This is a genomic window from Aeromicrobium yanjiei, assembly GCF_009649075.1.
GTDB lineage: Bacteria > Actinomycetota > Actinomycetes > Propionibacteriales > Nocardioidaceae > Aeromicrobium > Aeromicrobium yanjiei.
In genome coordinates this window covers 598272-621209 of sequence record NZ_CP045737.1, presented here as the reverse complement: position 1 = coordinate 621209, position 22938 = coordinate 598272, and the positions used below count along the sequence as shown (strand labels likewise).

Annotated in this window: 22 protein-coding genes; 9 read left to right on the top strand and 13 right to left on the bottom strand. The window is 69.4% G+C overall.

The window, feature by feature from the left end; translation table 11 throughout:
* Nucleotides 1-2: 2 nt before the first annotated feature.
* The 11 genes from GEV26_RS17960 to GEV26_RS03230 form a co-directional block, all read right to left on the bottom strand.
* Nucleotides 3-1256 carry an ABC transporter permease gene (locus tag GEV26_RS17960; protein ID WP_153651738.1) on the bottom strand — a complete coding sequence of 418 codons (1254 nt, stop codon included), beginning with the start codon at nt 1254-1256 and terminating at the stop codon, nt 3-5.
* Nucleotides 1253-2362, bottom strand: a complete 1110-nt coding sequence (locus tag GEV26_RS03275) for an ABC transporter permease (protein ID WP_153651737.1) — start codon at nt 2360-2362, stop codon at nt 1253-1255. Before GEV26_RS03275 ends, GEV26_RS17960 begins: the two co-directional genes overlap by 4 nt.
* Nucleotides 2359-3882, bottom strand: a complete 1524-nt coding sequence (locus tag GEV26_RS03270; RefSeq protein ID WP_153651736.1) for an ABC transporter ATP-binding protein — start codon at nt 3880-3882, stop codon at nt 2359-2361. The genes GEV26_RS03275 and GEV26_RS03270 overlap by 4 nt, the downstream gene beginning before the upstream one ends.
* Before the next feature lie 101 nt (nt 3883-3983).
* Nucleotides 3984-5048 (bottom strand): BMP family lipoprotein, encoded by a 1065-nt coding sequence (locus GEV26_RS03265; protein WP_194839952.1) that lies wholly within the window; start codon nt 5046-5048, stop codon nt 3984-3986.
* Between the two features lie 149 nt (nt 5049-5197).
* The gene (locus tag GEV26_RS03260; RefSeq protein WP_153651735.1) at nt 5198-6364 is read right to left on the bottom strand and encodes an amidohydrolase; all 1167 of its coding nucleotides are present in this window, start codon (nt 6362-6364) and stop codon (nt 5198-5200) included.
* Nucleotides 6365-6404: 40 nt separating this feature from the next.
* On the bottom strand, nt 6405-6842 hold the full coding sequence (locus GEV26_RS03255) for an SRPBCC family protein (RefSeq protein WP_153651734.1): 438 nt from the start codon (nt 6840-6842) through the stop codon (nt 6405-6407).
* Nucleotides 6778-8100, bottom strand: coding sequence for an MFS transporter (locus GEV26_RS03250; protein ID WP_153651733.1), 1323 nt, complete (start codon nt 8098-8100; stop codon nt 6778-6780). Before GEV26_RS03250 ends, GEV26_RS03255 begins: the two co-directional genes overlap by 65 nt.
* Complete coding sequence (locus GEV26_RS03245) at nt 8097-8507, bottom strand: MarR family winged helix-turn-helix transcriptional regulator (protein ID WP_153651732.1); 411 nt, start codon at nt 8505-8507, stop codon at nt 8097-8099. Before GEV26_RS03245 ends, GEV26_RS03250 begins: the two co-directional genes overlap by 4 nt.
* A gap of 102 nt (nt 8508-8609) precedes the next feature.
* Nucleotides 8610-9356 carry a succinate dehydrogenase/fumarate reductase iron-sulfur subunit gene (locus GEV26_RS03240; RefSeq protein WP_153651731.1) on the bottom strand — a complete coding sequence of 249 codons (747 nt, stop codon included), beginning with the start codon at nt 9354-9356 and terminating at the stop codon, nt 8610-8612.
* Nucleotides 9353-11305: a fumarate reductase/succinate dehydrogenase flavoprotein subunit gene (locus GEV26_RS03235; protein WP_153651730.1), complete on the bottom strand. Its 1953-nt coding sequence runs from the start codon at nt 11303-11305 to the stop codon at nt 9353-9355. The genes GEV26_RS03240 and GEV26_RS03235 overlap by 4 nt, the downstream gene beginning before the upstream one ends.
* Entirely contained in the window at nt 11305-12030 is a 726-nt protein-coding gene (locus tag GEV26_RS03230) for a succinate dehydrogenase cytochrome b subunit (RefSeq protein WP_243838890.1), read from the bottom strand. The genes GEV26_RS03235 and GEV26_RS03230 overlap by 1 nt, the downstream gene beginning before the upstream one ends.
* 86 nt (nt 12031-12116) lie before the next feature.
* On the opposite strand from GEV26_RS03230, the gene GEV26_RS03225 reads away from it, so the two are divergent.
* Nucleotides 12117-13022 carry a LysR substrate-binding domain-containing protein gene (locus GEV26_RS03225; RefSeq protein ID WP_153651729.1) on the top strand — a complete coding sequence of 302 codons (906 nt, stop codon included), beginning with the start codon at nt 12117-12119 and terminating at the stop codon, nt 13020-13022.
* 6 nt (nt 13023-13028) lie between these two features.
* On the opposite strand, the gene GEV26_RS03220 is transcribed toward GEV26_RS03225, so the two are convergent.
* Nucleotides 13029-13544 carry a 2'-5' RNA ligase family protein gene (locus GEV26_RS03220; protein ID WP_153651728.1) on the bottom strand — a complete coding sequence of 172 codons (516 nt, stop codon included), beginning with the start codon at nt 13542-13544 and terminating at the stop codon, nt 13029-13031.
* A 3-nt stretch (nt 13545-13547) separates the two neighbouring features.
* A complete protein-coding gene (gene trpS / locus GEV26_RS03215) occupies nt 13548-14561 on the bottom strand; it encodes a tryptophan--tRNA ligase (protein ID WP_153651727.1) in 1014 nt (337 codons plus the stop codon).
* A 60-nt stretch (nt 14562-14621) separates the two neighbouring features.
* On the opposite strand from trpS, the gene galK reads away from it, so the two are divergent.
* From galK to cysT, 8 genes are all read left to right on the top strand, one after another.
* Entirely contained in the window at nt 14622-15743 is a 1122-nt protein-coding gene (gene galK / locus GEV26_RS03210) for a galactokinase (protein ID WP_194839951.1), read from the top strand.
* A complete protein-coding gene (locus tag GEV26_RS03205) occupies nt 15740-16585 on the top strand; it encodes a prephenate dehydratase (protein ID WP_153651725.1) in 846 nt (281 codons plus the stop codon). Before galK ends, GEV26_RS03205 begins: the two co-directional genes overlap by 4 nt.
* Before the next feature lie 10 nt (nt 16586-16595).
* On the top strand, nt 16596-17705 hold the full coding sequence (locus GEV26_RS03200) for a GNAT family N-acetyltransferase (protein WP_153651724.1): 1110 nt from the start codon (nt 16596-16598) through the stop codon (nt 17703-17705).
* Nucleotides 17706-17817: 112 nt separating this feature from the next.
* Entirely contained in the window at nt 17818-18384 is a 567-nt protein-coding gene (locus GEV26_RS03195; protein ID WP_153651723.1) for a PadR family transcriptional regulator, read from the top strand.
* Nucleotides 18381-19886 (top strand): DHA2 family efflux MFS transporter permease subunit, encoded by a 1506-nt coding sequence (locus GEV26_RS03190; protein ID WP_341769342.1) that lies wholly within the window; start codon nt 18381-18383, stop codon nt 19884-19886. Before GEV26_RS03195 ends, GEV26_RS03190 begins: the two co-directional genes overlap by 4 nt.
* A 40-nt stretch (nt 19887-19926) precedes the next feature.
* A complete protein-coding gene (purU, locus tag GEV26_RS03185) occupies nt 19927-20793 on the top strand; it encodes a formyltetrahydrofolate deformylase (RefSeq protein ID WP_153651721.1) in 867 nt (288 codons plus the stop codon).
* A 270-nt stretch (nt 20794-21063) separates the two neighbouring features.
* Nucleotides 21064-22095: a sulfate ABC transporter substrate-binding protein gene (locus tag GEV26_RS03180; RefSeq protein WP_153651720.1), complete on the top strand. Its 1032-nt coding sequence runs from the start codon at nt 21064-21066 to the stop codon at nt 22093-22095.
* Nucleotides 22092-22937, top strand: a complete 846-nt coding sequence (gene cysT / locus GEV26_RS03175) for a sulfate ABC transporter permease subunit CysT (RefSeq protein ID WP_243838886.1) — start codon at nt 22092-22094, stop codon at nt 22935-22937. The genes GEV26_RS03180 and cysT overlap by 4 nt, the downstream gene beginning before the upstream one ends.
* The last annotated feature ends 1 nt before the right edge of the window (nt 22938 follow it).

Here is a 22938-nt window from a genome sequence, read left to right as displayed (position 1 = left end):
CACTAGCCTGCACTCCCTCGTCGATATGGTTTTCCGTCGGCTGCCGGCATGCGTAGTCGTTGTGAGAACAACGCGAGCACCAGGAGCGTCGTGACGTACGGCGTCATGCCGGTGAGGTCCTCGGGGATCGAGTCCGTCGCGAAGTACCAGACCGCGACGCCCACGCCGAGCAACGCACCGATCAACGTCGAGACGCGACGGGTCTTGCGGTACTGCCAGATGCCGTAGAGCACGATACCGACCGCGACCAGGAGCAGGAGACCGTGGATGGTCTCGCCTCCGCCGCGCAGCCGCAGGGTGTCGGTGTAGCCGAACAGGCCCGCGCCGGCGAGCAGTCCACCGGGGCGCCAGTTGCCGAAGATCATCGCCGCGAGGCCGATGTAGCCGCGTCCGCCCGTCTGGCCGTCACGGAACGTGCTGGAGGCCACGAGCGCCAGGAAGCCACCGGCCAGACCGGCGAACCCGCCGGAGATGACGACCGCGATGAACTTGTAGCGGATGACGTTGACGCCGAGGGACTCCGCCGCCGCGGGGCTCTCGCCGCACGAGCGCAGACGCAGGCCGAACGGGGTCTTCCACAGGACGTACCAGGTCAGCACGAACAGGAGCAGGCAGATGATCGTCAGCACCGACAGGTTGGTCACGAGCGCCCGCACGACCGAGGCGAGGTCGGACACCACGAACCAGTGCTTGCGCTCGAGGTCGCCGAGCGGATCGGACAGGAAGTCCAGCGTCACCGACGGCAAGCTCGGGATGGTCGGCGACTGGGTCTGGCCGCCACCGGGCACGCCCGTGAACGCGAGCGCGGCGAGGTACTGCACCGCACCCAGGGCGATGATGTTGATCGCGACGCCCGACACGATGTGGTCGACGCCGAAGATCACGGTCGCGACCGCGTGCAGCAGACCGCCGACCGCGCCCAGGGCGATCGCGCCGAGGACGCCCTGCCAGGGGCTGTAGAAGTAGCCGAAGTAGCCCGCACCGAAGGTGCCGAGGATCATCATGCCCTCGAGGCCGATGTTGACGACGCCGGCCCGCTCGGACCACAGGCCGCCGAGACCGGCCAGGCCGATCGGCACCGCCGCGACGAGCGTCGCGCGCAGCGTGCCCGAGGAGTCCAGGTCGTTCGCGCCCGTGATGATGCGCAGCAGCGAGAACAGCACGAGGCCGACGGCCAGCCAGATCATGATCCAGCCGTACGTGAGCTTCTGCGCGGCGGCCTTGACCGGCGCGACGACGTCGTTGACGGCGCTCATGCGGACACCTCCTTCGTCGTCGCGGGCTGGTCATCGAGGGCGCTTGCCACCCTGCGTTGCTCGATCCGCACGCCGTAGCGACGGACCACCTCGTACGCGATGACGACCGTGAGCACGATCGTGCCCTGGGTGATCTTGACGATGTCGGGCGAGACGTTGAGCAGGATCTGCAGCGGATTGGACTGCTCGTCGAGGAAGGCGAACAGCAGGGCGCCGAGCGCGATCCCGACCGGGTGGTTGCGACCCAGCAACGCGATCGCGATGCCGGCGAAGCCGAGGCCTGACTGGAACGTCGAGCCGTACGCGTAGTCGTTGCCGAACAGCAGCGGCATGCCCACGAGCCCTGCGGCACCGCCGGACAGCAGCATCGAGATCACGATCATCTTCTTGACGTTGATGCCGCTGGCCACCGCGGCCGACTCCGAGGCGCCCGTGGCGCGCAGGTCGAAGCCGAAGCGGGTCTTGTTGATGACGAACCAGTACAGGAAGCCGACCGCGACCGCGAGGAGCACGAGGCCGTAGACCGTCGCCGGCACGTCGCCGAACAGGCTGAAGCCGCCGACGCGGCTGCCCTCGGGGACCTCCTTGGTCGCGGTGATGTTGCTGCCGGAGTTGTCGACCGCGGCCTTGCGCAGCAGGTACGCCACGAGGGCCGTCGCGATCGAGTTGAGCATGATCGTCGAGATGACCTCGCTGACGCCGCGGGTGACCCGCAGCAGGCCTGCGATGCCGGCCCACGCCGCACCGACCAGGACCGCGGCGACCATCGCCAGGGCGGTGTTGAAGTAGCCCGGCAGCCAGCCCTCGCCGGCCACGACCGCGGCGGTGAACGCCGCGACCCGGTACTGACCATCGACGCCGATGTTGAACAGGTTCATCTTGAAGCCGATGGCCACCGCGATCGCCGAGAGGTAGTAGACCGTCGCGGCGTTGATGATGTTGACGTAGCCCCGGTCGGTGGGCAGGCTCAGGATCTGGCTCCACACACCGCCGACGTCGTCGCCCGCCAGGACGAGCACGAGGCTCGTGATGAGGAACGCCGCCACGAGGGCGAGCACGGGGGCCCCGATCGCCAGCGCGATCTTGGTCGTACGAGGGCTCTTCATGACGCGTCTGCTCCTGTCATCGCCGAGCCCAGCATCGACGGGGTCACCGTCGCGGGGTCGAAGGTCTCGCCGAGGCGACCGCGCAGGATCACCCGGATGGTGTCGGACAGGCCGATGAGCTCGTCGAGGTCGGCCGAGATCAGCAGCACCGCGAGCCCTTCGCGCCGGGCCCGCTTGATGTGGCCCCAGATGGCCGCCTGCGCGCCGATGTCGACGCCGCGGGTGGGGTGCGACGCGATCAGCAGCACCGGGTCGTCGGCCATCTCGCGGCCCACGATGAGCTTTTGCTGGTTGCCGCCGGACAGCGCCCGCGCGAGCGTGTCGATGCCCGGGGTGCGGACGTCGTACTGGTCCACGATGCGCTGGGTGTCCTGACGCGCTCCCCCGCGGTCGATCAGCGGGCCCTTCACGTTCGGCTCACGCGTCTGGTGACCGAGGATGCGGTTCTCCCACAGCGGCGAGTCGAGCAGGAGGCCGTGGCGGTGACGGTCCTCGGGGATGTAGCCGATGCCGGCCTCGCGGCGGTCGCGGGTCGAGCGCCCCGCCAGGTCCTTGCCGGCCAGGGTGATCGATCCCGTGGTGCCCGAGCGCATGCCCATGATGGCCTCGACCAGCTCGGCCTGGCCGTTGCCCTCGACCCCCGCGACGCCCAGGACCTCGCCCGAGCGGATCACCAGGTCGATGTGGCTCAGCAGGTCGCGGCTGCCCTCCGACGGGAGGGTCAGGTCGCGGACCTCGAGGATGACCTGGTCGGTCACGGTCGAGGTCTCGGTGCTGGGGCTGGGCAGCTCGGAGCCGACCATCATCTCGGCGAGCTGGCGCGAGTTGACCGAGGAGGCGTCCACGGTCGCGACGGTCGTGCCCCGGCGGACGACCGTGACCTCGTCCGCGGCCGCCAGCACCTCGTCCAGCTTGTGGGAGATGAAGATGACGGCGAGGCCCTCACGGGTGAGCTCCTGCAGGTTGCCGAACAGCTCGTCGACCTCCTGGGGCACCAGCACGGCGGTGGGCTCGTCCAGGATGATGATCGACGCGCCGCGGTAGAGGACCTTCAGGATCTCGACGCGCTGGCGGGCGCCGACGCCGAGGTCCTCGACCAGCGTGTCCGGGTCGATGCCGAGGCCGTACGAGTCGGAGATCTCGCGGATGCGCGCGCGGGCCTTGTCGCCGATGCCGTGCATCTTCTCGGCTCCGAGCACGACGTTCTCGAGCACGCTGAGGTTGTCGGCCAGCATGAAGTGCTGGAACACCATGCCGACACCCGCGGCGATCGCATCGGCTGGGGACGACAGGTTCACGAGGTTGCCGTTGACCTCGATGGTGCCGGAGTCCGGCTTCTGGACGCCGTACAGGATCTTCATCAGCGTCGACTTGCCGGCGCCGTTCTCGCCCACGATCGCGTGGACGGTGCCACGCCTCACGTCGATGTTGATGTCGTGGTTGGCGACCACGCCGGGGAACGTCTTGCCGATGTCACGCAGGCGGACGACGACGTCGTCGGTCGTGCTCGTGGTGTTCACACTCTGCCCATCAGTTCTGGCCTCACTTGGAAAAAGTACGACAGGACGACCCTGGCCCGGGACCACGCTACAGCGGGGTCCCGGGCCAGGTCTCTCAGTGCCTACTTCGTCGGGACCGTGATCTCCCCGTCGATGATCTGCTGCTTGTAGCCGTCCAGCTTTTCCTTGATCTCGTCGACCTGGCCACCGGTGGTGGAGTAGCCGACACCGTCGACCTTGAGGTCATAGACCTTGGGGCCGCTGACGTTCTCGCCCTTCTCGACGCTCTCGAGGTAGTCGAAGACCGCCACGTCGATGTTCTTGAGCATCGACGTCAGGATCACGTCGCGGACCGACTTGTCGGCCGTCAGGGCCTGGTCGGAGTCGACGCCGATGGCCTTCTTGCCGGCCGCGGAAGCAGCCTCGAAGACGCCGCCGCCGGAGCCGCCTGCTGCGTGGTAGACGACGTCCGCACCGGCGTCGAACATGCCCTCGGCCGTGGTCTTGCCCTTGGCCGGGTCGCCGAAGCCGCTGAAGTCCGGCGGCTGCGAGAGGTAGCGCGACTGGACCTTGATGCTCTTGTCGACCGCCTTGGCGCCAGCGGTGTAGCCCGCCTCGAACTTCTTGATCAGGGGCGTCTCGACGCCACCGACGAAGCCGATGTTCTTGGACTTGCTCTCCAGGGCTGCGGCCGCACCGACCAGGAACGAGCCCTGCTCCTCGGCGAACAGCAGGTTCGCGATGTTCTTGCCCTCGACCGCGTCGTCGACAATCGCGAAGTTCACGTCGGGGTTGGCCTTGGCGACCTTGGCCAGCGACGGGGAGTACGCGAAGCCGACCGCGATGACGGGGTCGAACCCGGCGTCGACGAGCTGCTGCAGGCGACCCTCGCGAGCCGACTCGGGCTCGCCGTCCTGCGCCTCTGCGGTCTGGACCGTGAGTCCGAGCTCGCACGCGGCCTTGTCCAGGCCCTTGGCTGCCGAGTCGTTGAAGGACTGGTCGCCGCGTCCGCCGACGTCGAACGCCATGCCGACCTTCTTGTCGGGATCGGCCTTGACGCAGTTGTCCTTGGAGCCGGACTTGTCGCTTCCGCCGTCGCTTCCGTCACTGTTCTTGCCACAGCCCGCGGCAGCGAGCACCAGCACGGCCAGACCCGCGATGGCGGTGGCCTTCGTCGATCGACGCAAAATTCCTCCTCGAAACGGAGCCGGGTGCCCGGCTCGTGAGTCGAACCTTAATCTTTGCCCCACGGCTTCGGGACCACACCCCCGGGATTGGAGGCGCCCTTAACCGTTTCTTCACCATTTGGGGCCGCGCAGAGCACGTGCCGCGTGGCTCAGCTCACAGCGGCGCTGGCCAGGACCTTCGCACCGACCGCGATCGCGCGCTCGTCGACCCGCAGGTTGCCCTGGTGCAGGTCGTACGTCGGGCCGTCGGGGGTGCGGGTGCCGAGACGTCCCATGGCGCCGGGGACCGCCTCGACGTACCAGGCGAAGTCCTCGCCGCCGAGGCTCTGCGAGGTCGTCGCGACACCGCTCGGCCCGATCGCCTCCGTGACGGCCCGTCGCAGGACCTGCGTCGCGCCGAAGTCGTTGACGACGGGCGGGACGCCGCGCGTGTAGTTGACCTCTGCGCTGACCCCGAACGGCTCGATCAGGTCGCTGATGATGCCGCGGACCAGATGCTCGGCCTGGTGCCACGCGGACGCGTCCAGCATGCGGATCGTGCCCCGGAGCTCGCCGCTGGACGGGATGACGTTGGCGGCGTTGCCGGACTGCACCTGGCCCCACACGAGACTCGCCCCCGCCCGGGGGTCGAACCGCCGCGACAGCACCGCGGGCAGCTGCACGAGCAGGCTGCCGAGGGCGTACGTGAGATCCTCGGTCAGGTGGGGCCGCGACGTGTGGCCGCCCCGTCCCGACAGCACGACGTGGACGTGGTCGGAAGCGCCGGTGATGGGCCCCTCGCGCAGGCCGACCTGGCCGACGTCCAGCGACGGGTCGCAGTGCAGCGCGAAGATCCGCGAGACGCCCTTGAGCGCCCCGGCCGCGAGCAGCTTCAGCGCGCCGCCCGGCATGACCTCCTCGGCGGGCTGGAACAGCAGCCGCACGTGGAACGGGAGCCCGTGATCGGCGTGGGCGTGCGCCAGGGCGATCCCGGCACCGAGCAGCGACGCGACGTGCACGTCGTGACCGCACGAGTGCGAGACGCCCGGGACGGTGGACCGCCAGGGATCCTGGGACGTCTCGATGACGGGGAGCGCGTCCAGATCCGCGCGCAGCGCCACGATGGGCCCCTCGGACGGACCGATCTCGGCCATCAGGCCGGTGCCCTCGAAGCGCTCGTAGGGCACGCCGATCTTGTCCATCCACGTCGCGACCACGTCCGTCGTGCGCTCCTCGTGCCACGAGAGCTCGGGCGAGGAGTGCAGGTCACGGCGGACCTCGATGAGATCGGGGGTCACCACGTCGATGGATCGTGCGAGCGACTCGATCAAGGACATGGCCCCCAGTTTATCGCTGATCGCGGGCCACGCCGGACCGCTACCGTCCGGGGGCCTCCAGCGAGCGGCGGATCTGCTCGACCGTCTCGTCCGCGAGCCCCTCGAGCTTGGGCCGGACCACGAAGGGCGCCGCGGCGCGGGCGAGGCCGCGGAACCGGAAGTCGGCGCGATAGCGGATCTGGGTGCTGTCGCCGTCGCGGGTGAACGTCATCGAGTCGATCGTGGTCGCGGTCTTGTTGGTTCCCCGGCACGCGAAGAACGTGGGTCGGTCGAAGCCGATCGTCTCGTAGGTGAGGTCGGTCTCGCGGCCCATGAACTCCGACCGGTTCGCGTACGTCGTGCCGAGGCCACCGTCCCCGCCGGTGCGCGTCGTGCGCACCGTCCCGGGGTCCCACTCGTTCGTGTTCTCGAAATCACTCAGGTAGGCGAACACGTCCTCGATCGGACGTGGCACCGTGAAGGTCCGTTCGACGTGCATGTCGCCAGCGTAGATCGCGGATCGAGGTCCGCAACTCCTCGAGCGTCTCGTCCTGGTGCCGCAGGAACCAGATCGTGGCCAGCGCGATGCCGACGAGGGTCAGGCCGCCTCCACCCGTGAGCATCCACCGGGCCCCGAAGGTCTCGCCGACCCAGCCGACGAGCGGAGCGCCGAACGGCGTGCCTCCCATGAAGACCATGAGGTACAGCGCCGCGACCCGACCGCGCATCATGGGGCTCGAGGTCAGCTGGATCGTGGCGTTCGCCGACGTGATCATCGTCAGGGCGCACAGGCCCAGCACCGGCAGGACCGCCGCGAAGGTCTCGTACGTCGGCATGAGGCCTGCGACGATCTCGACCACGCTGAAGGCAGCACCCGCGATCACGACCGAGCGCAGGCGCGGACGTGCGCGCCGCGCCGCGAGCAGGGCACCGGCGAGCGAGCCGATCGCCATGATCGAGGCCAGCAGGCCGTACTCCCCCGCGCCCTTGCCGAACACGTCGGTCGCCATCAGGGCGCTGGTCATCTGGAAGTTCATGCCGAACGTGCCGACGAAGAACACGCAGGTGAGGATCAGCACCAGGTCGGGGCGCGAGCGGACGTACGCGACACCGTCGCGGACCGCGTGCTTGCGCGTCCCGGTCACCTCCGAGGGCCGCAGCCGACTGCCGTCGAGCAGCTGCAGGGAGGCGAGCACCGCGAGATAGCTGAAGGCGTTGATGAGGATGACCCAGCCCGCGGCGCCGACGCCGGAGCCGAGCGCCGCGATCAGGATGCCGGCGACCGCGGGGCCGATCATGCGCGCCAGGTTGAACGACGCCGAGTTCAGGCCGACGGCGTTCGCGAGGTCGTCGCGCCCGACGATCTCGACCACGAACGACTGGCGGGCGGGGGCGTCGAAGGCCGTGCCGATGCCGAAGAGGAACGACAGGGCGTAGACATGCCAGGTCTGGACCGCCCCTGTGACGGCCAGGATGCCGAGCAGGGCCGCCGGGACCGCCATCGCGACCTGGGTGACGCGCAGGACCGTCCGCTTGGGGACGCGGTCGGCGACGACGCCGGCGATGGGCGAGAAGAGCAGGGCGGGCAGCAGCTGCAGGCCCGTCGTGATGCCGAGGGCGGTGCCGCTGTTGGTCAGCTGCAGGACCAGCCAGTCCTGGCCGATCCGCTGCATCCAGGTGCCGGTGTTGGAGACGATCGCGCCGAGGATGTAGATGCGGTAGTTGCGCACCGCCAGCGCGCGGAACGTGGGGCTCAACTCTGTGCCAGCCGTTCGAGCAGGGCGGCAGCCTCCCTCAGGGTCTTGCGCTCCGCGGCGGTGAGGGCCGCGAGCCGGTGGCCGAGCCAGAGGTCGCGGCGCGTGCGCTCCTCGGCGAGGACGGCATCGCCCTTCTGGGAGACCGAGACCAGGACCTGTCGACCGTCGTCGGGGTGGGGCTCGCGGATCGCGTAGCCCTCGTCGACCAGGCAGGCGAGCGTACGGGTGATGGACGGCGGCTGGACGCGCTCGTGCGCTGCGATCGCGCTGGGCGTCGCAGGACCGATCTTCAGGACCGCGCCGAGCACCGACAGCTGGGTGGGGGTCAGATCGCTCTGGCGCTCCTGACGGAGGCGGCGGTTGAGACGCGCCACCGACCGAGCGAGCTGGTGGGCATCAGTAGGCATGTCCTTAGCATAACAAATTACCTACGCTAATCAATGTGGTGCACGAAGACGTCATCCCGGGCGAACCGCGTGCGGCTCGGCCGGGATGACGTCAGTGCAATATCAGGCGTCGCCGTGCGCGAGGGCTCCGAGGAGGTCGCGGTTGAGCCGACTGATCGTGTCCAGCGGGATGCCCTTGGGGCATGCCGACGTGCACTCGCCGATGTTGGTGCAGCCGCCGAAGCCCTCGTGGTCGTGCTGCTCCACCATGCCGATGACCCGCGAGTCACGCTCGGGCTGGCCCTGCGGGAGCAGACCCAGGTGCGTGATCTTGGCGGCGGTGAAGAGCATGCCCGAGCCGTTGGGGCACGCCGCGACGCAGGCGCCGCAGCCGATGCACGCGGCCGACTCGAAGGCGTGGTCGGCATCGACCTTCGGGACCGGGAGGTTGTTGGCCTCGGGCGCCGAGCCGGTCGGGGCGCTGATGTAGCCGCCCGCCTGGATGATGCGGTCCAGCGATCCACGATCGACCACGAGGTCCTTGATGACCGGGAACGCTCCCGAGCGCCAGGGCTCGACGTCGATGACGGCGCCGTCCTCGAAGCTGCGCATGTGCAGCTGGCAGGTCGTGGTGACCTGCGGGCCGTGCGCGATGCCGTTGATCACGACGCCGCACGCGCCACAGATGCCCTCACGGCAGTCGTGGTCGAATGCGATCGGCTCGTCGCCGGCCAGCGTGAGCTGCTCGTTGAGGACGTCGAGCATCTCCAGGAACGACATGTCCTGCGAGACGTTCTCGACGCCGTACGTGACCATCTTGCCCTTGTCGTCGGCGTTCTTCTGACGCCAGACGCGCACCGTGATGTTCACTTGTAGCTCCTCGACTTCATCTCGACGTACTCGTACTTGAGCGGTTCCTTGTGCAGCACGGGCTGCTCCTGACCGAACTCCCACGCCGAGACGTAGGCGAACTCCTCGTCGTGGCGCAGCGCCTCACCGTCCTCGGTCTGGCTCTCGGCGCGGAAGTGGCCGCCGCAGGACTCACGGCGGTTGAGCGCATCGATGCACATGAGCTCACCCAGCTCGAAGAAGTCCGCGACCCGGTTCGCACGCTCGAGAGTCTGGTTGAGCTCCTCGTTGACGCCGGTGACCTTGACGTCGCGCCAGAACTCATCGCGCAGATCGCGGATCATCCCGATGGCCTTGATCAGGCCTTCTTCGCTGCGCTCCATGCCGCAGTACTCCCACATGATCTGGCCGAGCTGCTTGTGGAACGAGTCCACCGTGCGGGTGCCGTTGATCGACAGCAGCTTGGCGACGCGCTCCTCGACGGCCGCGCGGGCCTCGAGGACGGCCGGGTGGTCGTCGGCGATCTTCTCGTACGGACCGGACGCCAGGTAGTCGGCGATCGTGTTGGGCAGGACGAAGTAGCCGTCCGCGAGACCCTGCATCAGCGCCGAGGCGCCGAGACGGTTGGCCCCGTGCTCGGAGAAGTTGGCCTCGCCCGCCACGAACAGGCCCGTCAGGTTGCTCTGCAGGTCGTAGTCGACCCACAGGCCACCCATCGTGTAGTGCACGGCCGGGTAGATGCGCATCGGCTGCTCGTACGGGTTCTCGCCGGTGATCTGCGCGTACATGTCGAACAGGTTGCCGTACTTGGCCTTCACGGCCGGCAGGCCGAGGCGCTCGATGGCCTCGGCGAAGTCGAGGTAGACACCCAGGCCGCCGGGGCCCACGCCCTTGCCGTCGTCGCACTGGTACTTCGCGGCACGCGAGGCGATGTCGCGGGGCACCAGGTTGCCGAATGCGGGGTAGATGCGCTCGAGGTAGTAGTCGCGCTCGTCCTCGGGGATGTCGCTCGGGATGCGGTCGTCACCGGCCCGCTTGGGCACCCAGATGCGTCCGTCGTTGCGCAGCGACTCGCTCATCAGCGTCAGCTTGGACTGGTAGTCGCCGCTGACCGGGATGCAGGTCGGGTGGATCTGCGTGTAGCAGGGGTTCGCGAAGTACGCGCCCTTGCGGTGGGCACGCCACGTCGCGGTGACGTTGGAGCCCATCGCGTTGGTCGACAGGAAGAACACGTTGCCGTAGCCGCCGGTCGCCAGCACGACCGCGTCGGCCGTGTGCGTCTCGATCTCGCCGGTCACCATGTCGCGCACGATGATGCCGCGCGCACGGCCGTCGACCATGACGAGCTCGAGCATCTCGTGGCGCGTGTGCATCTCGACCGTGCCGGCGGCGATCTGGCGCTCGAGCGCCTGGTACGCGCCGAGCAGCAGCTGCTGGCCGGTCTGGCCGCGGGCGTAGAACGTGCGGGAGACCTGGACGCCGCCGAACGAGCGGTTGTCGAGCAGTCCGCCGTACTCACGGGCGAACGGGACGCCCTGTGCGACGCACTGGTCGATGATGTTCACCGACACCTGCGCGAGGCGGTAGACGTTGGACTCGCGGGCGCGGAAGTCGCCGCCCTTGACCGTGTCGTAGAACAGCCGGTAGATGCTGTCGCCGTCGTTGCGGTAGTTCTTCGCCGCGTTGATGCCGCCCTGGGCGGCGATCGAGTGCGCCCGGCGCGGGCTGTCCTGGTAGCAGAAGTTCTTGACGTGGTAGCCGGCCTCGCCGAGCGTCGCGGCGGCCGAGGCCCCCGCGAGGCCGGTGCCGACGATGATGATGCTCAGCTTGCGCCGGTTGGCGGGGTTGACGAGCTTGGCGTTGAACTTGCGGTCGTCCCAGCGCTTCTCGATGGGGCCCGAGGGCGCCTTCGTGTCGGCGATGTCGGCGCCGACGGTGTGGAACTGCTCGGACACGTTGGTGGTGGTCATCAGGAACCAGCTCCGAAGAAGAAGACAGCGAACGGGACGGAGAGGAAGCCGACCGTGATGAGGGTCGCGAGGCCGATCGCGATCGGGGTCCAGCGCGAGCCGCGGCGCGTCGCGCTGCGGTTCTGACCGAGGGTCATCAGGGCGCCCCAGAAGCCGTGGGCGAGGTGGAAGCCGACCGCGATCATGCCGATCGTGTAGAGCAGGACGACCCACCAGATCTCGAAGCCGTTGACCACGCGGTCGTACTTGCTGTCGCTGGCGCCGCCGGGCGAGAGCCAGTTGGGCATCATCTGCGCGACGTGGCCGATGATGAACAGCAGCAGGACGACGCCGCCCCAGCGCATCGTGAACGAGGCGTAGCTGCGCTGGATGCCGGTCTTGTTCTGCGTGGTGTGGTAGCGCTTGCCACCGACGTAGCCGGCCGCTGCCTTGTTGCGACGCCACAGGTTGGCTGCGCAGTAGACGTGGACCACCAGCGCGACGAGCAGCAGCACTCGGATGATCCAGAGCGCTCCGCCCTCGGGGAGGTACGGGTAGAACATGTGCGGCAAGGTCTCGTGCAGGTAGGAGTCGAACTTCTCCTCGCCCTGGAAGAACTTCAGGTTGCCGTACATGTGGACGAGCAGGTAGCCCAGCATGATGAGCCCCGACACCGCCATCGCATATTTCTGAGCGACCGTCGACCTGCTGGCCGAGACGCGCTTCACAGTTTGGGTAGTTGCCACCTGCACAGGGTAGGACTGATCGACGATTCACGCTAAGTCTTGTTGAGGCAAACCTTCATAGCCAATGGCTATGACACACTGGTTGGATGCAGATCCACCAGCTGACCTACTTCGTGGCCGTCGCCCGTACCCGCCACTTCACCCGGGCCGCCGAGATCACGGGTGTGTCGCAGCCCACGCTGTCCAAGCAGATCCGGGTCCTGGAGAACGCCCTCGGCGCCCCGCTGTTCGTCCGCAACCGTGGAGCGATCGAGCTGACCAGCGCGGGCGAGGCACTGCTCCCCCATGCCCAGCGCATCCTCATCGACGTCGCGAGCGCCGAGCGCACGGTCCACGAGGTCGCGAGCCTGCAGCGCGGCCGGGTACGCCTCGGCGCGACGCCCTCCCTGTGCGACGGGCTGCTGCCCGAGGCGCTGACCCGGTTCCACGAGTCGTACCCGCAGATCGATCTCGAGGTGCAGGAGGCGGGCTCGCGCGTGCTGACCGAGGAGCTCGCCCAGGGCCGGCTCGACATCGCCCTGCTGATCGTCCCGCTGCACACCAACGACCCCGACATCGAGACGACACCGGTGCTGCGTGAGCGGCTCGTCCTGGCCAGCCCGGTCGATGCGGACGTCCCGGACGCGATGGCGGTCGCCGAGCTGCGCGATCTCCCGTTCGTGATGTTCCGCGAGGGCTACGACCTGCGCGACGTGACGCTCCGCGCCTGCGCGACAGCCGGGTTCGAGCCGCGCCTCGCGGTCGAGGGAGGCGAGATGAGCGCAGTCCTGCGCTTCGTCCAGGCCGGTCTCGGGCACGCGGTCGTGCCCAGCATGGTGCTGACGACCCGCCCGCAGCTGCGCGCGACCGAGCTCGTCGACCCGCCCCTCGAGCGGGTCATCGCCCTGGCCCACCGCAGCTCGGAGGCGCTGCCGCTGGCCGCCCGGGCGTTCAAGGCCGATCTCCTCGAGCACCTCCCGAGGATCGGCGACGGCGATCTGGCCCTCGTGTGAGTCCGGCTACCCCGGGCCGAGGCGGAAGGCCCGCTGCGGCACCCAGCCGGCCTCGTCCTCGTGGTGGTAGAGCGCGAACTCGCTGACCGTGAACCGGCACTCGAAGTCGTTCAGCTCGTCGTACGCCCGGTCGAGGCTCGCGTCGTCGAGGTTGTGCGCGACCGTGACGTGGGGATGGAACGGGAACTCCGGCTCGGGGCTGCCCAGGGCGGTGCGGACGCACTTGGCGAGCATCTCGGTGTAGGAGATGCCCTGGCTGACCGCGACGAAGACCACGGGCGAGACGGGGCGGAACGTGCCCGTGCCGCGCAGCCGCATCGCGAACGGCGGCAGGGCCGCCGATGCGCGCTCCAGCGCCGCGCAGACCGCGTCGAGCTGGTCGTCCTCGACCTCGGTCGGCGGGATCAGCGTGACGTGGCTCGGGACGGTCCTGGCCATCGGGTCACCGAAGTCGGCCCGCTTCTCGCGCAGCAGGGCGCCGTACGGGTCCGGGACCGGGATCGCGACTCCGATCGTGGGCATGGATCAGGCCCGCCGCACGAATCCGGAGCGCTCGTAGACCAGGTCGAGCGTCGTGGCGGCGACCTCGCGCGCCTGGGCCGCGCCCCGGGCCAGGATGCGATCGAGCTCGCCCCGGTCGTCGAGCAGCTCGCGGGTGCGGTCACCGAAGGTGCCGACGAAGTCGGCGACGAGATCGCCCAGCGCCACCTTCAGGTGGCCGTACTGCTTGCCCTCGAAGTCACGCACGATCTGCTCGACCGGCTCGTTCGTCAGCGCCGAGTAGATCGACAGGAGATTGGAGATGCCCGGCTTCTCGACCGGGTCGAAGGTGATCTCGCTGCCTGAGTCGGTCACGGCGGAGCGGATCTTCTTGGCGACCTGCTTCGGGGAGTCGGTCAGGTCGACGACACCCGCGTGCGAGGCGTTCGACCCGCTCATCTTGGAGGTCGGGTCCTGCAGGTCGTAGATCTTGGCCGTGCTCTTGACGATGTACGCCTCGGGGACCGTGAACGTCTCGCCGAAGCGGTGGTTGAACCGCTGCGCGAGGTTGCGGGTCAGCTCGACGTGCTGGCGCTGGTCCTCGCCGACCGGGACCTTGTCGGCCTGGTAGATCAGGATGTCGGCAGCCATGAGGATCGGGTACGTGAACAGGCCCACGCTCGCGGAGTCCTGGCCGCCCTTGGCGCTCTTGTCCTTGAACTGCGTCATGCGGCTGGCCTCGCCGAAGCCCGTCACGCCGCCGAGGACCCAGGCGAGCTGGGCGTGCTCGGGCACGTGGCTCTGCACGAACAGGGCGCTGCGCTCGGGGTCCACGCCGGCCGCGAGCAGCTGCGCTGCCGCGATGTAGGTGCGCTCGCGCAGCAGGGCCGGGTCGTACTCGACCGTGATCGCGTGCAGGTCCGGGATGAAGTAGAACGCCTCGAACTCGTCCTGCAGCGCGACCCACTGCTTGAACGCCCCGAAGTAGTTGCCCAGGTGGTACGAGTCGGCCGTGGGCTGGGCCCCGGAGAGGACGCGTGGACGGCGAACGGCAGGCATGGGGGCATTCTGCCAGTCGCGCGGTCGCCCGCCTTCGCGGGCTGCGCCTATGCTCGACGGGTGACTGACGTACGCCGCTGGGACGTGCCCGGGAGGGTGAACCTCATCGGGGAGCACCTCGACTACAACGGTGGGCCCGTCCTGCCCCTCGCGATCGACCGCTCGGTGACCGTCAAGGCCCGCCTGCGTGACGACGGCGTCGTCAACGTGTGGAGCGACCTCCCCGGCGCCGCGAAGGTCACGTTCACGACCTCGGTGCAGCCCGGCGAGGTCGACGGCTGGGCGTCGTACGCCGCGGGGACGATCTGGAGCCTCGTGGACGCCGGTCACGCCCTGACCGGCGTCGACCTCGTGATCGAGTCGCGGCTGCCCTCAGGGGCCGGTCTGTCGTCCTCCGCCGCGACGACCTGCGGCATCGCTGCCGCGCTCGACGAGGCGCACGGCCTCGGCCTGGACCGCACCCAGATCGCCCTCGTCGCGCAGCGCGCGGAGTCCGGCTTCGTGGGCGCACCCGTCGGCCTGATGGACCAGCTCGCGGTCCTCTACGGTGCCGCGGGCCACGCAGTCCAGATCGACACCTCCGTGAGCCCCCACACGACCCGCCTCGTCCCGCTCGGCTGGGAGGAGGACGGGCTGACGCTCGTCGTCATCGCGACCGGCGTCCACCACGCCCTCGCCGACGGCGAGTACGCCGCGCGTCGCGAGGAGTGCGAGCGGGCGGCCGCCGAGCTCGGCATCGAGTGGCTCGCGCAGGCGACGCTCGACGCCACGGTGCAGCTGACCGACGAGACCCTCAAGGCCCGCACCCGGCACGTGCTCACCGAGACCGCCCGCGTCCGCGGCGCCGTCACGGCCGTGAGCCGGCGGGCCTGGGCGCAGCTCGGCACGATCCTCACCGCGTCCCACGCCTCGCTGCGCGACGACTTCGAGGTCAGCTGCCCCGAGCTCGACGTCGCGGTCGAGGCCGCGCTCGAGGCGGGCGCCCTCGGTGCCCGCATGACCGGCGGCGGCTTCGGCGGCAGCGCGATCGCCCTCGTGGCCCCCGAGAAGGTCCAGGCCCTGCGCGATCGCGTCGAGGCCCGCTACGACGCACGGCAGTGGAAGCGTCCCGAGGTGTTCGCGGTACGCGCTGCGGACGGTGCGCACCCCGTGCCGGACGCGAGTGCCAAACTAGGTCAATGACCTCTCGACGGATCGCCTACCAGGGTGAGCCCGGTGCCAACTCGCACATCGTGGCCAATCGGCACTATCCCGACTGGGAGGCCGTCCCGTGCGCCTCGTTCGAGGACGTCTTCGCGGCGGTGACCGGCGGGGAGGCCGATCTCGCGATGATCCCGATCGACAACTCGCTCGCGGGCCGGGTCGCGGACATCCACCACTTCCTGCCCACCTCGGGCCTGCACATCATCGCCGAGCACTTCCTGCGCATCCAGTTCAGCCTCATGGGCGTGCGCGGCGCGACGATCGACCAGATCAAGACCGTGCACAGCCACGTCCACGCGCTCGGGCAGTGCCGCAAGATCATCCGCGAGCACGGCCTCACGACCGTGATCTCCGGTGACACCGCCGGCGCGGCGCGAGAGATCGCCGACGCGGGCGATCCGACCCAGGCCGCCATCTCCCCGCCCATGGCCGCCGAGATCTACGGTCTCGACGTCCTGGCCGAGGACATCGAGGACGAGGACCACAACACGACCCGGTTCGTCGTGCTGTCCCGCGAGCCCGTCCGGGCCGCTCCCGGCTCCGGGCCGACCGTGACGACGTTCGTGTTCAACGTGCGCAACCTTCCGGCGGCCCTCTACAAGGCCCTGGGCGGCTTCGCGACCAACGGCGTCAACATGACCAAGCTCGAGAGCTACATGGTCGACGGCGAGTTCATCGCGACCCAGTTCCTCGCCGAGGTCGACGGCCACCCGGACGAGGGGCCCCTGGCGCGCGCGCTCGAGGAGCTGGCCTTCTTCACCACCGAGGTCACGGTGCTGGGCGTCTATCCCGCCGATCCCTTCCGCACCCGCTCGCAGTGAGGGGCCAGCCGTGAGGTGGCCGCTGAACGTCCCGGTGCTGAGCGACGGCGTCGTGACGATCCGCGCCCACGTCCCGGACGACATCGACGCGATGCTCGAGATGGCCCTCGACCCCACGATGGTCCGCTGGACCGCGATCCCCTCGCCCCACCAGCGGAGCATGAGCGAGCAGTTCGCGTTCACGATCCTGCCTCGGGGCTGGGAGGACGGATCGCACCGCGGCTGGGCGATCGAGGCGACCGACGACGACGGGCGCTCCCGGTTCGCGGGCAATGTCGACATCCGGCAACGGCCCATCGCGGACATCGGTTTCGCGCTGCACCCGTGGGCACGCGGGCGCGGGATCATGTCCCGGGCCGTGCGCCTCGCGGTGGACTGGGCGCTCACCGAGGGCGGCGTCGAGATCGTGCACTGGCGTTCACACGTCGGCAACGAGGCCTCCTTGAGGGTCGCCCACTCGACGGGGTTCACGCTGCACGGCCTGGTCCCGGGCATGCTGCACGAGCGGGGCCGGGTCCTCGACGCGTGGACCGGGTCCATCCGCTTCGGCGACGCGCCCTACCCGAGTACGCCGTGGGCCGGGGGGACGGTGCTCGAGTCCGAGCGGCTGCGCTTGCGTCCGTTCACTGCCGCCGACGTCCCGCGGCTCGTCGAGATGTGCAACGACCCGGTCAGCCGGCGCTTCCTGGCCTGGCTCCCCCAGCCGTACACCGCGGCCTCGGCCGAGGCGTACCTGCACGACTGCCTCTGGCAGGCCGCGACGGGGGCGAAGGCCACGTGGGCCGTCGCGGACCGCGACAGCGACGAGCTGCTGGGCAACATCGCCGTGATGGACATGCTCGGCCTCAACCGGGACCACGGCGAGATCGGCTACTGGATGCACCCCGACGCCCGGGGTCGCGGCCTGGCGACCGAGGCGTGCCGCACGGTCGTCGACCACGCGCTCGACCCCGACGGGCTCGACAGGCGGCGCCTCTCGCTGTACGCGGCGGAGGACAACCCAGCCAGCCACGCGATCGCTCTCGCGGCCGGATTCTCCTACTACGGCACGCAGCGGGCCGCCGAGCGCCTCGGCGACGGGTCGTTCGACGACCTGCGCGGCTACGAGCTCCTGCGCTGAACCGTCGACGGTTTCTGTCGGAGCCCCGCGCCATGATGCTGTTGCGGAGAGCAACTATCGTGCGTATATTCCAGTTGGAGTAATGCGCGGGGACTGATCGGGACGGGGCACCATGGCACTCAAACCGCTGTGCATCTCGGTCCTGGCGCTGCTGGTCGAGCGGCCCATGCATCCCTATGAGATGAACCGCCTGCTGCACGAGCGCCACGAGGACCGCTTCGTCAAGATCCGGCTGGGCTCGCTGTACCACACGGTCGAGCGGCTCCAGGCCGACGAGCTGGTCGAGGCGATCGGCACCGAGCGGGAGGGCAATCGTCCCGAGCGGACGACGTACGCCATCACCGCCGCGGGCCGCGAGGCCGTCGAGGCACGCGTCAGAGAGCTCATCTCCCGCCCCGTCCGCGAGTACCTGCACTTCGCCCTCGCCCTCAGCGAGGCCCACACGATCGGCGCGGCCGAGGCCACCGCCGACCTGCAGCAGTACGTCACCGCACTCGACGAGGACATCGCCGAGCTCACCGCGCTGCTGCGCGCCGCCCGCGACCGGGGCATCCCCGAGACGTACTGGATCGCCGGCGACTACCTGCTGACCACCGCCATCGCCCAGCGCGACTGGATCACGACCCTCATCACCCGCATCGAGACCAAGGACCTCATATGGCAACCCGATCTGCAGTGAGCACTGAGCTGCCACCGGACTACAAGCCCTGGCCGGCCCTCTGGGCCATGGTCATCGGCTTCTTCATGATCCTGGTCGACAACACGATCGTGTCGGTCGCGACGCCCGCGATCATGGAGGACTTCCGGACCGACTACAACACCGTCATCTGGGTCACCAGCGCGTACCTCCTCGCGTACGCCGTGCCGCTGCTCGTCACGGGCCGCCTCGGCGACCGCTTCGGCCCCAAGAACATGTACCTCGTCGGCCTGACCATCTTCACGCTCGCGTCGTTGTGGTGCGGGCTGACCGGTTCGATCGAGATGCTGATCGTGGCCCGCGTCGTCCAGGGCTTCGGCGCGGCGCTCATCACGCCGCAGACGATGGCCGTCATCACCCGCACGTTCGCCCCGGCCAACCGCGGTGCGGCCATGGCGCTGTGGGGCGCGACCGCGGGCGTCGCGACGCTCGTCGGACCGATCCTCGGCGGCGTGCTGGTGGACTCGCTCGGCTGGGAGTGGATCTTCTTCGTCAACATCCCCGTCGGCATCGTCGGCTTCGTGCTGGCGGTGCGGCTCGTCCCTGTGCTGCCGACCCACACCCACACGTTCGACTGGCTCGGGGTCGCGCTCAGCGGCATCGGCGTGTTCCTCATCGTCTTCGGCATCCAGGAGGGCGAGAAGTACGACTGGGGCACGATCGAGGGCGTCCTCAGCGTCCCGCTGCTCATCGCCGTCGGCCTGGCCGTGTTCGCGGCGTTCGTGTTCTGGCAGAGCCGCATCAAGAACGAGCCGCTCGTCCCCCTGAGCCTGTTCCGCGACCGCAACTTCTCGCTCGGCAACGCGGGCATCGCGCTGGTGTCGTTGTCGATCACGGCGATGTCGCTGCCGTTCTTCTTCTACGCCCAAGGGGTCCGCGGGTGGAGCCCCACCGGGTCGGCGCTGCTCATGGTGCCCATGGCGGTCGTGCTCATCCTGCTCGCTCCGTTCGTCGGCAAGCTCGTGGATCGCACCCACCCGCGCAACATCACGCTGGTCGGCTTCGGCACCGCCGCGGCCGCGATGTTCTGGCTGTCGCAGCTGATCACCCCCACGACCCCGGTGTGGCAGCTGTGCCTGCCGATGGCGCTGTTCGGCGTCTCGAACGCGTGCCTGTGGGCGCCGCTGAGCGCCACCGCGACCCGCAACCTGCCCATGTCCTCGGCCGGCAGCGGCGCGGGCGTCTACAACACGACCCGCCAGATCGGTGCGGTGCTCGGCAGCGCGGCGATCGCGGCGCTCATCCAGGCCCGGCTGACCGCCAACGGCATCGAGGGCTCCTCGCAGGACCTGCAGGCCGCCGGCGACAAGATGCCGGACGTCATCCAGGGCCCGTTCGCGGAGGCGATGTCGCAGACCCTCTACCTGCCGGTTGCCGCATTCCTGGTCGGCATCGTGCTGGTCCTGTTCCTGGCCAAGCCCACCCACGCGGGCCACGGCGGGCCGCGGGCGGCAGCCGCCGAGGAAGCGGCCCCCATCGCATAGCGCGTTCCGGAGGCGCCCGGCCCTCTCCTAGAGTGGTCGGGTGCCTTCGTCGTTCGTCCTGACCTTGTCCTGCCCCGACCGTCCCGGTCTCGTGTTCGCGGTGACCCGCTGGATCGCTGAGTCGGGGGGCAACATCCTCGACAGCCAGCAGTTCACCGACGTCACCTCCGGCCCGGACAGCGCGGCCGAGTTCTTCCTGCGCGTGCACTTCGACGTCCCCGAGCCCCGGGACGTGGCCACGGTGTCGCAGCAGTTCGCCCCCGTCGCGGCCGAGCACCGCATGACGTACCGCCTCGTGCCGGCCGAGCGCCCGCTGCGCGCACTCGTCATGGTGTCTCGTGAGGGGCACTGCCTCAACGACCTGCTCTATCGCCAGAGCACCGGCGCCCTGCACGTCGAGATCCCGGCGATCGTCTCGAACCACCGGGACCTCGAGAGGCTCGCGGCCGCGTACGACGTCCCGTTCACGCACGTGCCGGTCACGCCCGACACCAAGCAGGACGCGGAGGCCGCACTGCTCGCGATGGTCGACGAGCTGGACATCGACCTGGTCGTGCTCGCGCGTTACATGCAGATCCTGTCGGACGATCTGTGCCGCGCGCTCGAGGGACGGGCGATCAACATCCACCACAGCTTCCTGCCCAGCTTCAAGGGCGCACGGCCGTACCAGCAGGCTCACGACCGCGGGGTCAAGCTGATCGGCGCCACGGCCCACTACGTCACGGCCGCGTTGGACGAGGGCCCGATCATCGACCAGGGCGTCCTTCGCGTCGACCACCGCATGACGGCCGCCGACCTGGCCCGCGTCGGCCGCGACGTCGAGTCGCAGACTCTCTCGCGAGCCGTCCAGCTCCACGCCGAGTCCCGCGTCCTCATGAACGGCCCCCGCACCGTCGTCTTCGACTGACCCGCGCCCCGCCCCGCCCCCCGTTGCCGGTTTCCCACGGGACCGTGGGAATTCGTCACTCCCCTAGCGTTGAAACCCGCGGGAAGTGACAAAACCCCACGGTCCCGTGGGAAACCGGCAACCGGCGGAACGGGCGGGGGCGGTAGCGGGCGTCTCAGCATCTGTCGGTGCGTCCTGCATCGTGAGACGGGGAAAGTGCGGGGCGAGAAACGCCTACGTTGAGGATCCGAGCACGCACGGTGGCGTGCCCTGGATCCCCGAGGCAGGAACATGTTGACCTTCACCCGCAAGAGCGTGGCCACGGCCGTCGCAGTGTCACTGGGCGCAGCGGTCCTCGCGGCCTGCGGTGGTGGCGCGTCCGGGGGCGACGGCAGTCAGCTCTCGCTCGTCGGCTTCGCGGTCCCCAAGGCCGGCAACAACGCCGCGCAGGCAGCGTTCGCCAAGACGACCGCGGGCAAGGGCACGTCGTGGAAGGAGTCGTACGGCGCGTCCGGCGACCAGAGCCGCGCGGTCGCCGGCGGCCTCAAGGCCGACTACGTGCACTTCTCGATCACCCCCGACGTGACGCGCCTGGTCGACGCGGGTCTCGTCGCCAAGGACTGGAACGCGGGCCCCAACAAGGGCATCGTGACCGACTCGGTCGTGGTCCTGGTGACCCGCAAGGGCAACCCCAAGAAGATCACCGGTTGGGACGACCTGGCCAAGCCCGGCATCGGCATCGTGACGCCCAACCCGGGCTCGTCCGGCGCAGCCCGCTGGAACATCCTCGCGGCGTACCAGCACGTCATCGGCGGCGGCGGCAGCGAGCAGGACGCCGAGGCGTACCTGACCAAGGTCTTCGCCAACGTCAAGGCCCTGCCCGGCAGCGGCCGCGACGCCACGACCGCCTTCCAGGGCGGCACGGGCGACGTCCTGATCTCGTACGAGAACGAGGCGATCCTCGCGCGGCAGAACGGCGAGGAGATCGACTACGTGGTCCCGGACGACACCCTGAAGATCGAGAACCCCGCCGCCGTGACGGTCGACGCCGATCCGAAGGCCAAGAAGTTCCTCGACTACGTGCTGACCAAGGAGGGCCAGCAGGAGTACGTCTCCAAGGGCTTCCGGCCGCTCGAGTCCGTTCAGGGCGTCGAGGTCGGCACCGTCGAGGGCGCGAACGACGAGGCCGACCCGTTCCCGACCCCGTCGAAGCTGTTCACGATCGACGGCGACCTCGGCGGCTGGGACGCCATCAACACGAAGTTCTTCGACGAGAACGACGGCATCATCACCAAGATCATCGCGGAGTCCGGGAAGTCGTGACGATCGACGCGCCCCTCGCCCCCAGCACCGCGCGCAAGCGCCGTGCCAGGGGCGCGACCTCGCTGACGCGGTCCTCAGGCCTCGGCCTGGGGATCGCGTTGACCTGGTTCAGCCTCCTGGTCCTCATCCCGCTGTCGCTGGTCGTGATCCAGTCCATCGACGGCGGCTGGGCGACGTTCCGCGAGACCCTGACCAATCCGCAGACCGCCGCGGCCCTGCGCCTCACCGTGACGCAAGCCCTCGTCGTGACCGCGATCAACGTCGTGATGGGGACGCTCATCGCCTGGGTGCTCGTCCGCGACCGATTCCCGGGCCAGCGCCTGCTCGAGGTCGTCATCGACATCCCGTTCGCGCTCCCCACGATCGTCGCGGGCCTGGTCCTGCTCAGCCTCTACGGCCCGGACAGCCCGCTGGGGGTCAATGTCGCCAACACCGAGCGGTCGGTCTTCCTCGCCCTGCTGTTCGTGACGCTGCCGTTCGTGGTCCGGACGGTCCAGCCCGTCCTCATGGAGCTGGACCGCGACGTCGAGGAGGCCGCCGCCTCGCTCGGGGCCAGCCGGTTCACGACGCTGCGCCGCATCATCCTGCCGAGCCTGGCCCCGGCCATCACCGCGGGCGCCGCGCTGTCGTTCGCCCGCGGCATCAGCGAGTACGGCTCGCTGGTCCTGCTGTCGGGCAACCTCCCGCTCAAGACGGAGGTCGCGTCCGTGCGCATCCTGACCTACATCGAGAACGGCAACGAGGCCGCCGCCGCCTCGGTCGCCACGATCCTGCTGCTGGTCGCGCTCGCCGCGATCGTCGCGCTCCAGCTGATCTCCTCCTGGGTGGCCCGCCGTGGCTAGC

Bases quoted from the DNA above. Each gene is read 5' to 3' on its own strand.
- GEV26_RS17960 (WP_153651738.1), bottom strand. From the start codon at position 1,256: ATGAGCGCCGTCAACGACGTCGTCGCGCCGGTCAAGGCCGCCGCGCAG.
- GEV26_RS03275 (WP_153651737.1), bottom strand. From the start codon at position 2,362: ATGAAGAGCCCTCGTACGACCAAGATCGCGCTGGCGATCGGGGCCCCC.
- GEV26_RS03260 (WP_153651735.1), bottom strand. From the start codon at position 6,364: ATGTCCTTGATCGAGTCGCTCGCACGATCCATCGACGTGGTGACCCCC.
- GEV26_RS03255 (WP_153651734.1), bottom strand. From the start codon at position 6,842: ATGCACGTCGAACGGACCTTCACGGTGCCACGTCCGATCGAGGACGTG.
- GEV26_RS03245 (WP_153651732.1), bottom strand. From the start codon at position 8,507: ATGCCTACTGATGCCCACCAGCTCGCTCGGTCGGTGGCGCGTCTCAAC.
- GEV26_RS03235 (WP_153651730.1), bottom strand. From the start codon at position 11,305: ATGACCACCACCAACGTGTCCGAGCAGTTCCACACCGTCGGCGCCGAC.
- GEV26_RS03225 (WP_153651729.1), top strand. From the start codon at position 12,117: ATGCAGATCCACCAGCTGACCTACTTCGTGGCCGTCGCCCGTACCCGC.
- GEV26_RS03220 (WP_153651728.1), bottom strand. From the start codon at position 13,544: ATGCCCACGATCGGAGTCGCGATCCCGGTCCCGGACCCGTACGGCGCC.
- trpS (WP_153651727.1), bottom strand. From the start codon at position 14,561: ATGCCTGCCGTTCGCCGTCCACGCGTCCTCTCCGGGGCCCAGCCCACG.
- GEV26_RS03205 (WP_153651725.1), top strand. From the start codon at position 15,740: ATGACCTCTCGACGGATCGCCTACCAGGGTGAGCCCGGTGCCAACTCG.
- GEV26_RS03195 (WP_153651723.1), top strand. From the start codon at position 17,818: ATGGCACTCAAACCGCTGTGCATCTCGGTCCTGGCGCTGCTGGTCGAG.
- GEV26_RS03180 (WP_153651720.1), top strand. From the start codon at position 21,064: ATGTTGACCTTCACCCGCAAGAGCGTGGCCACGGCCGTCGCAGTGTCA.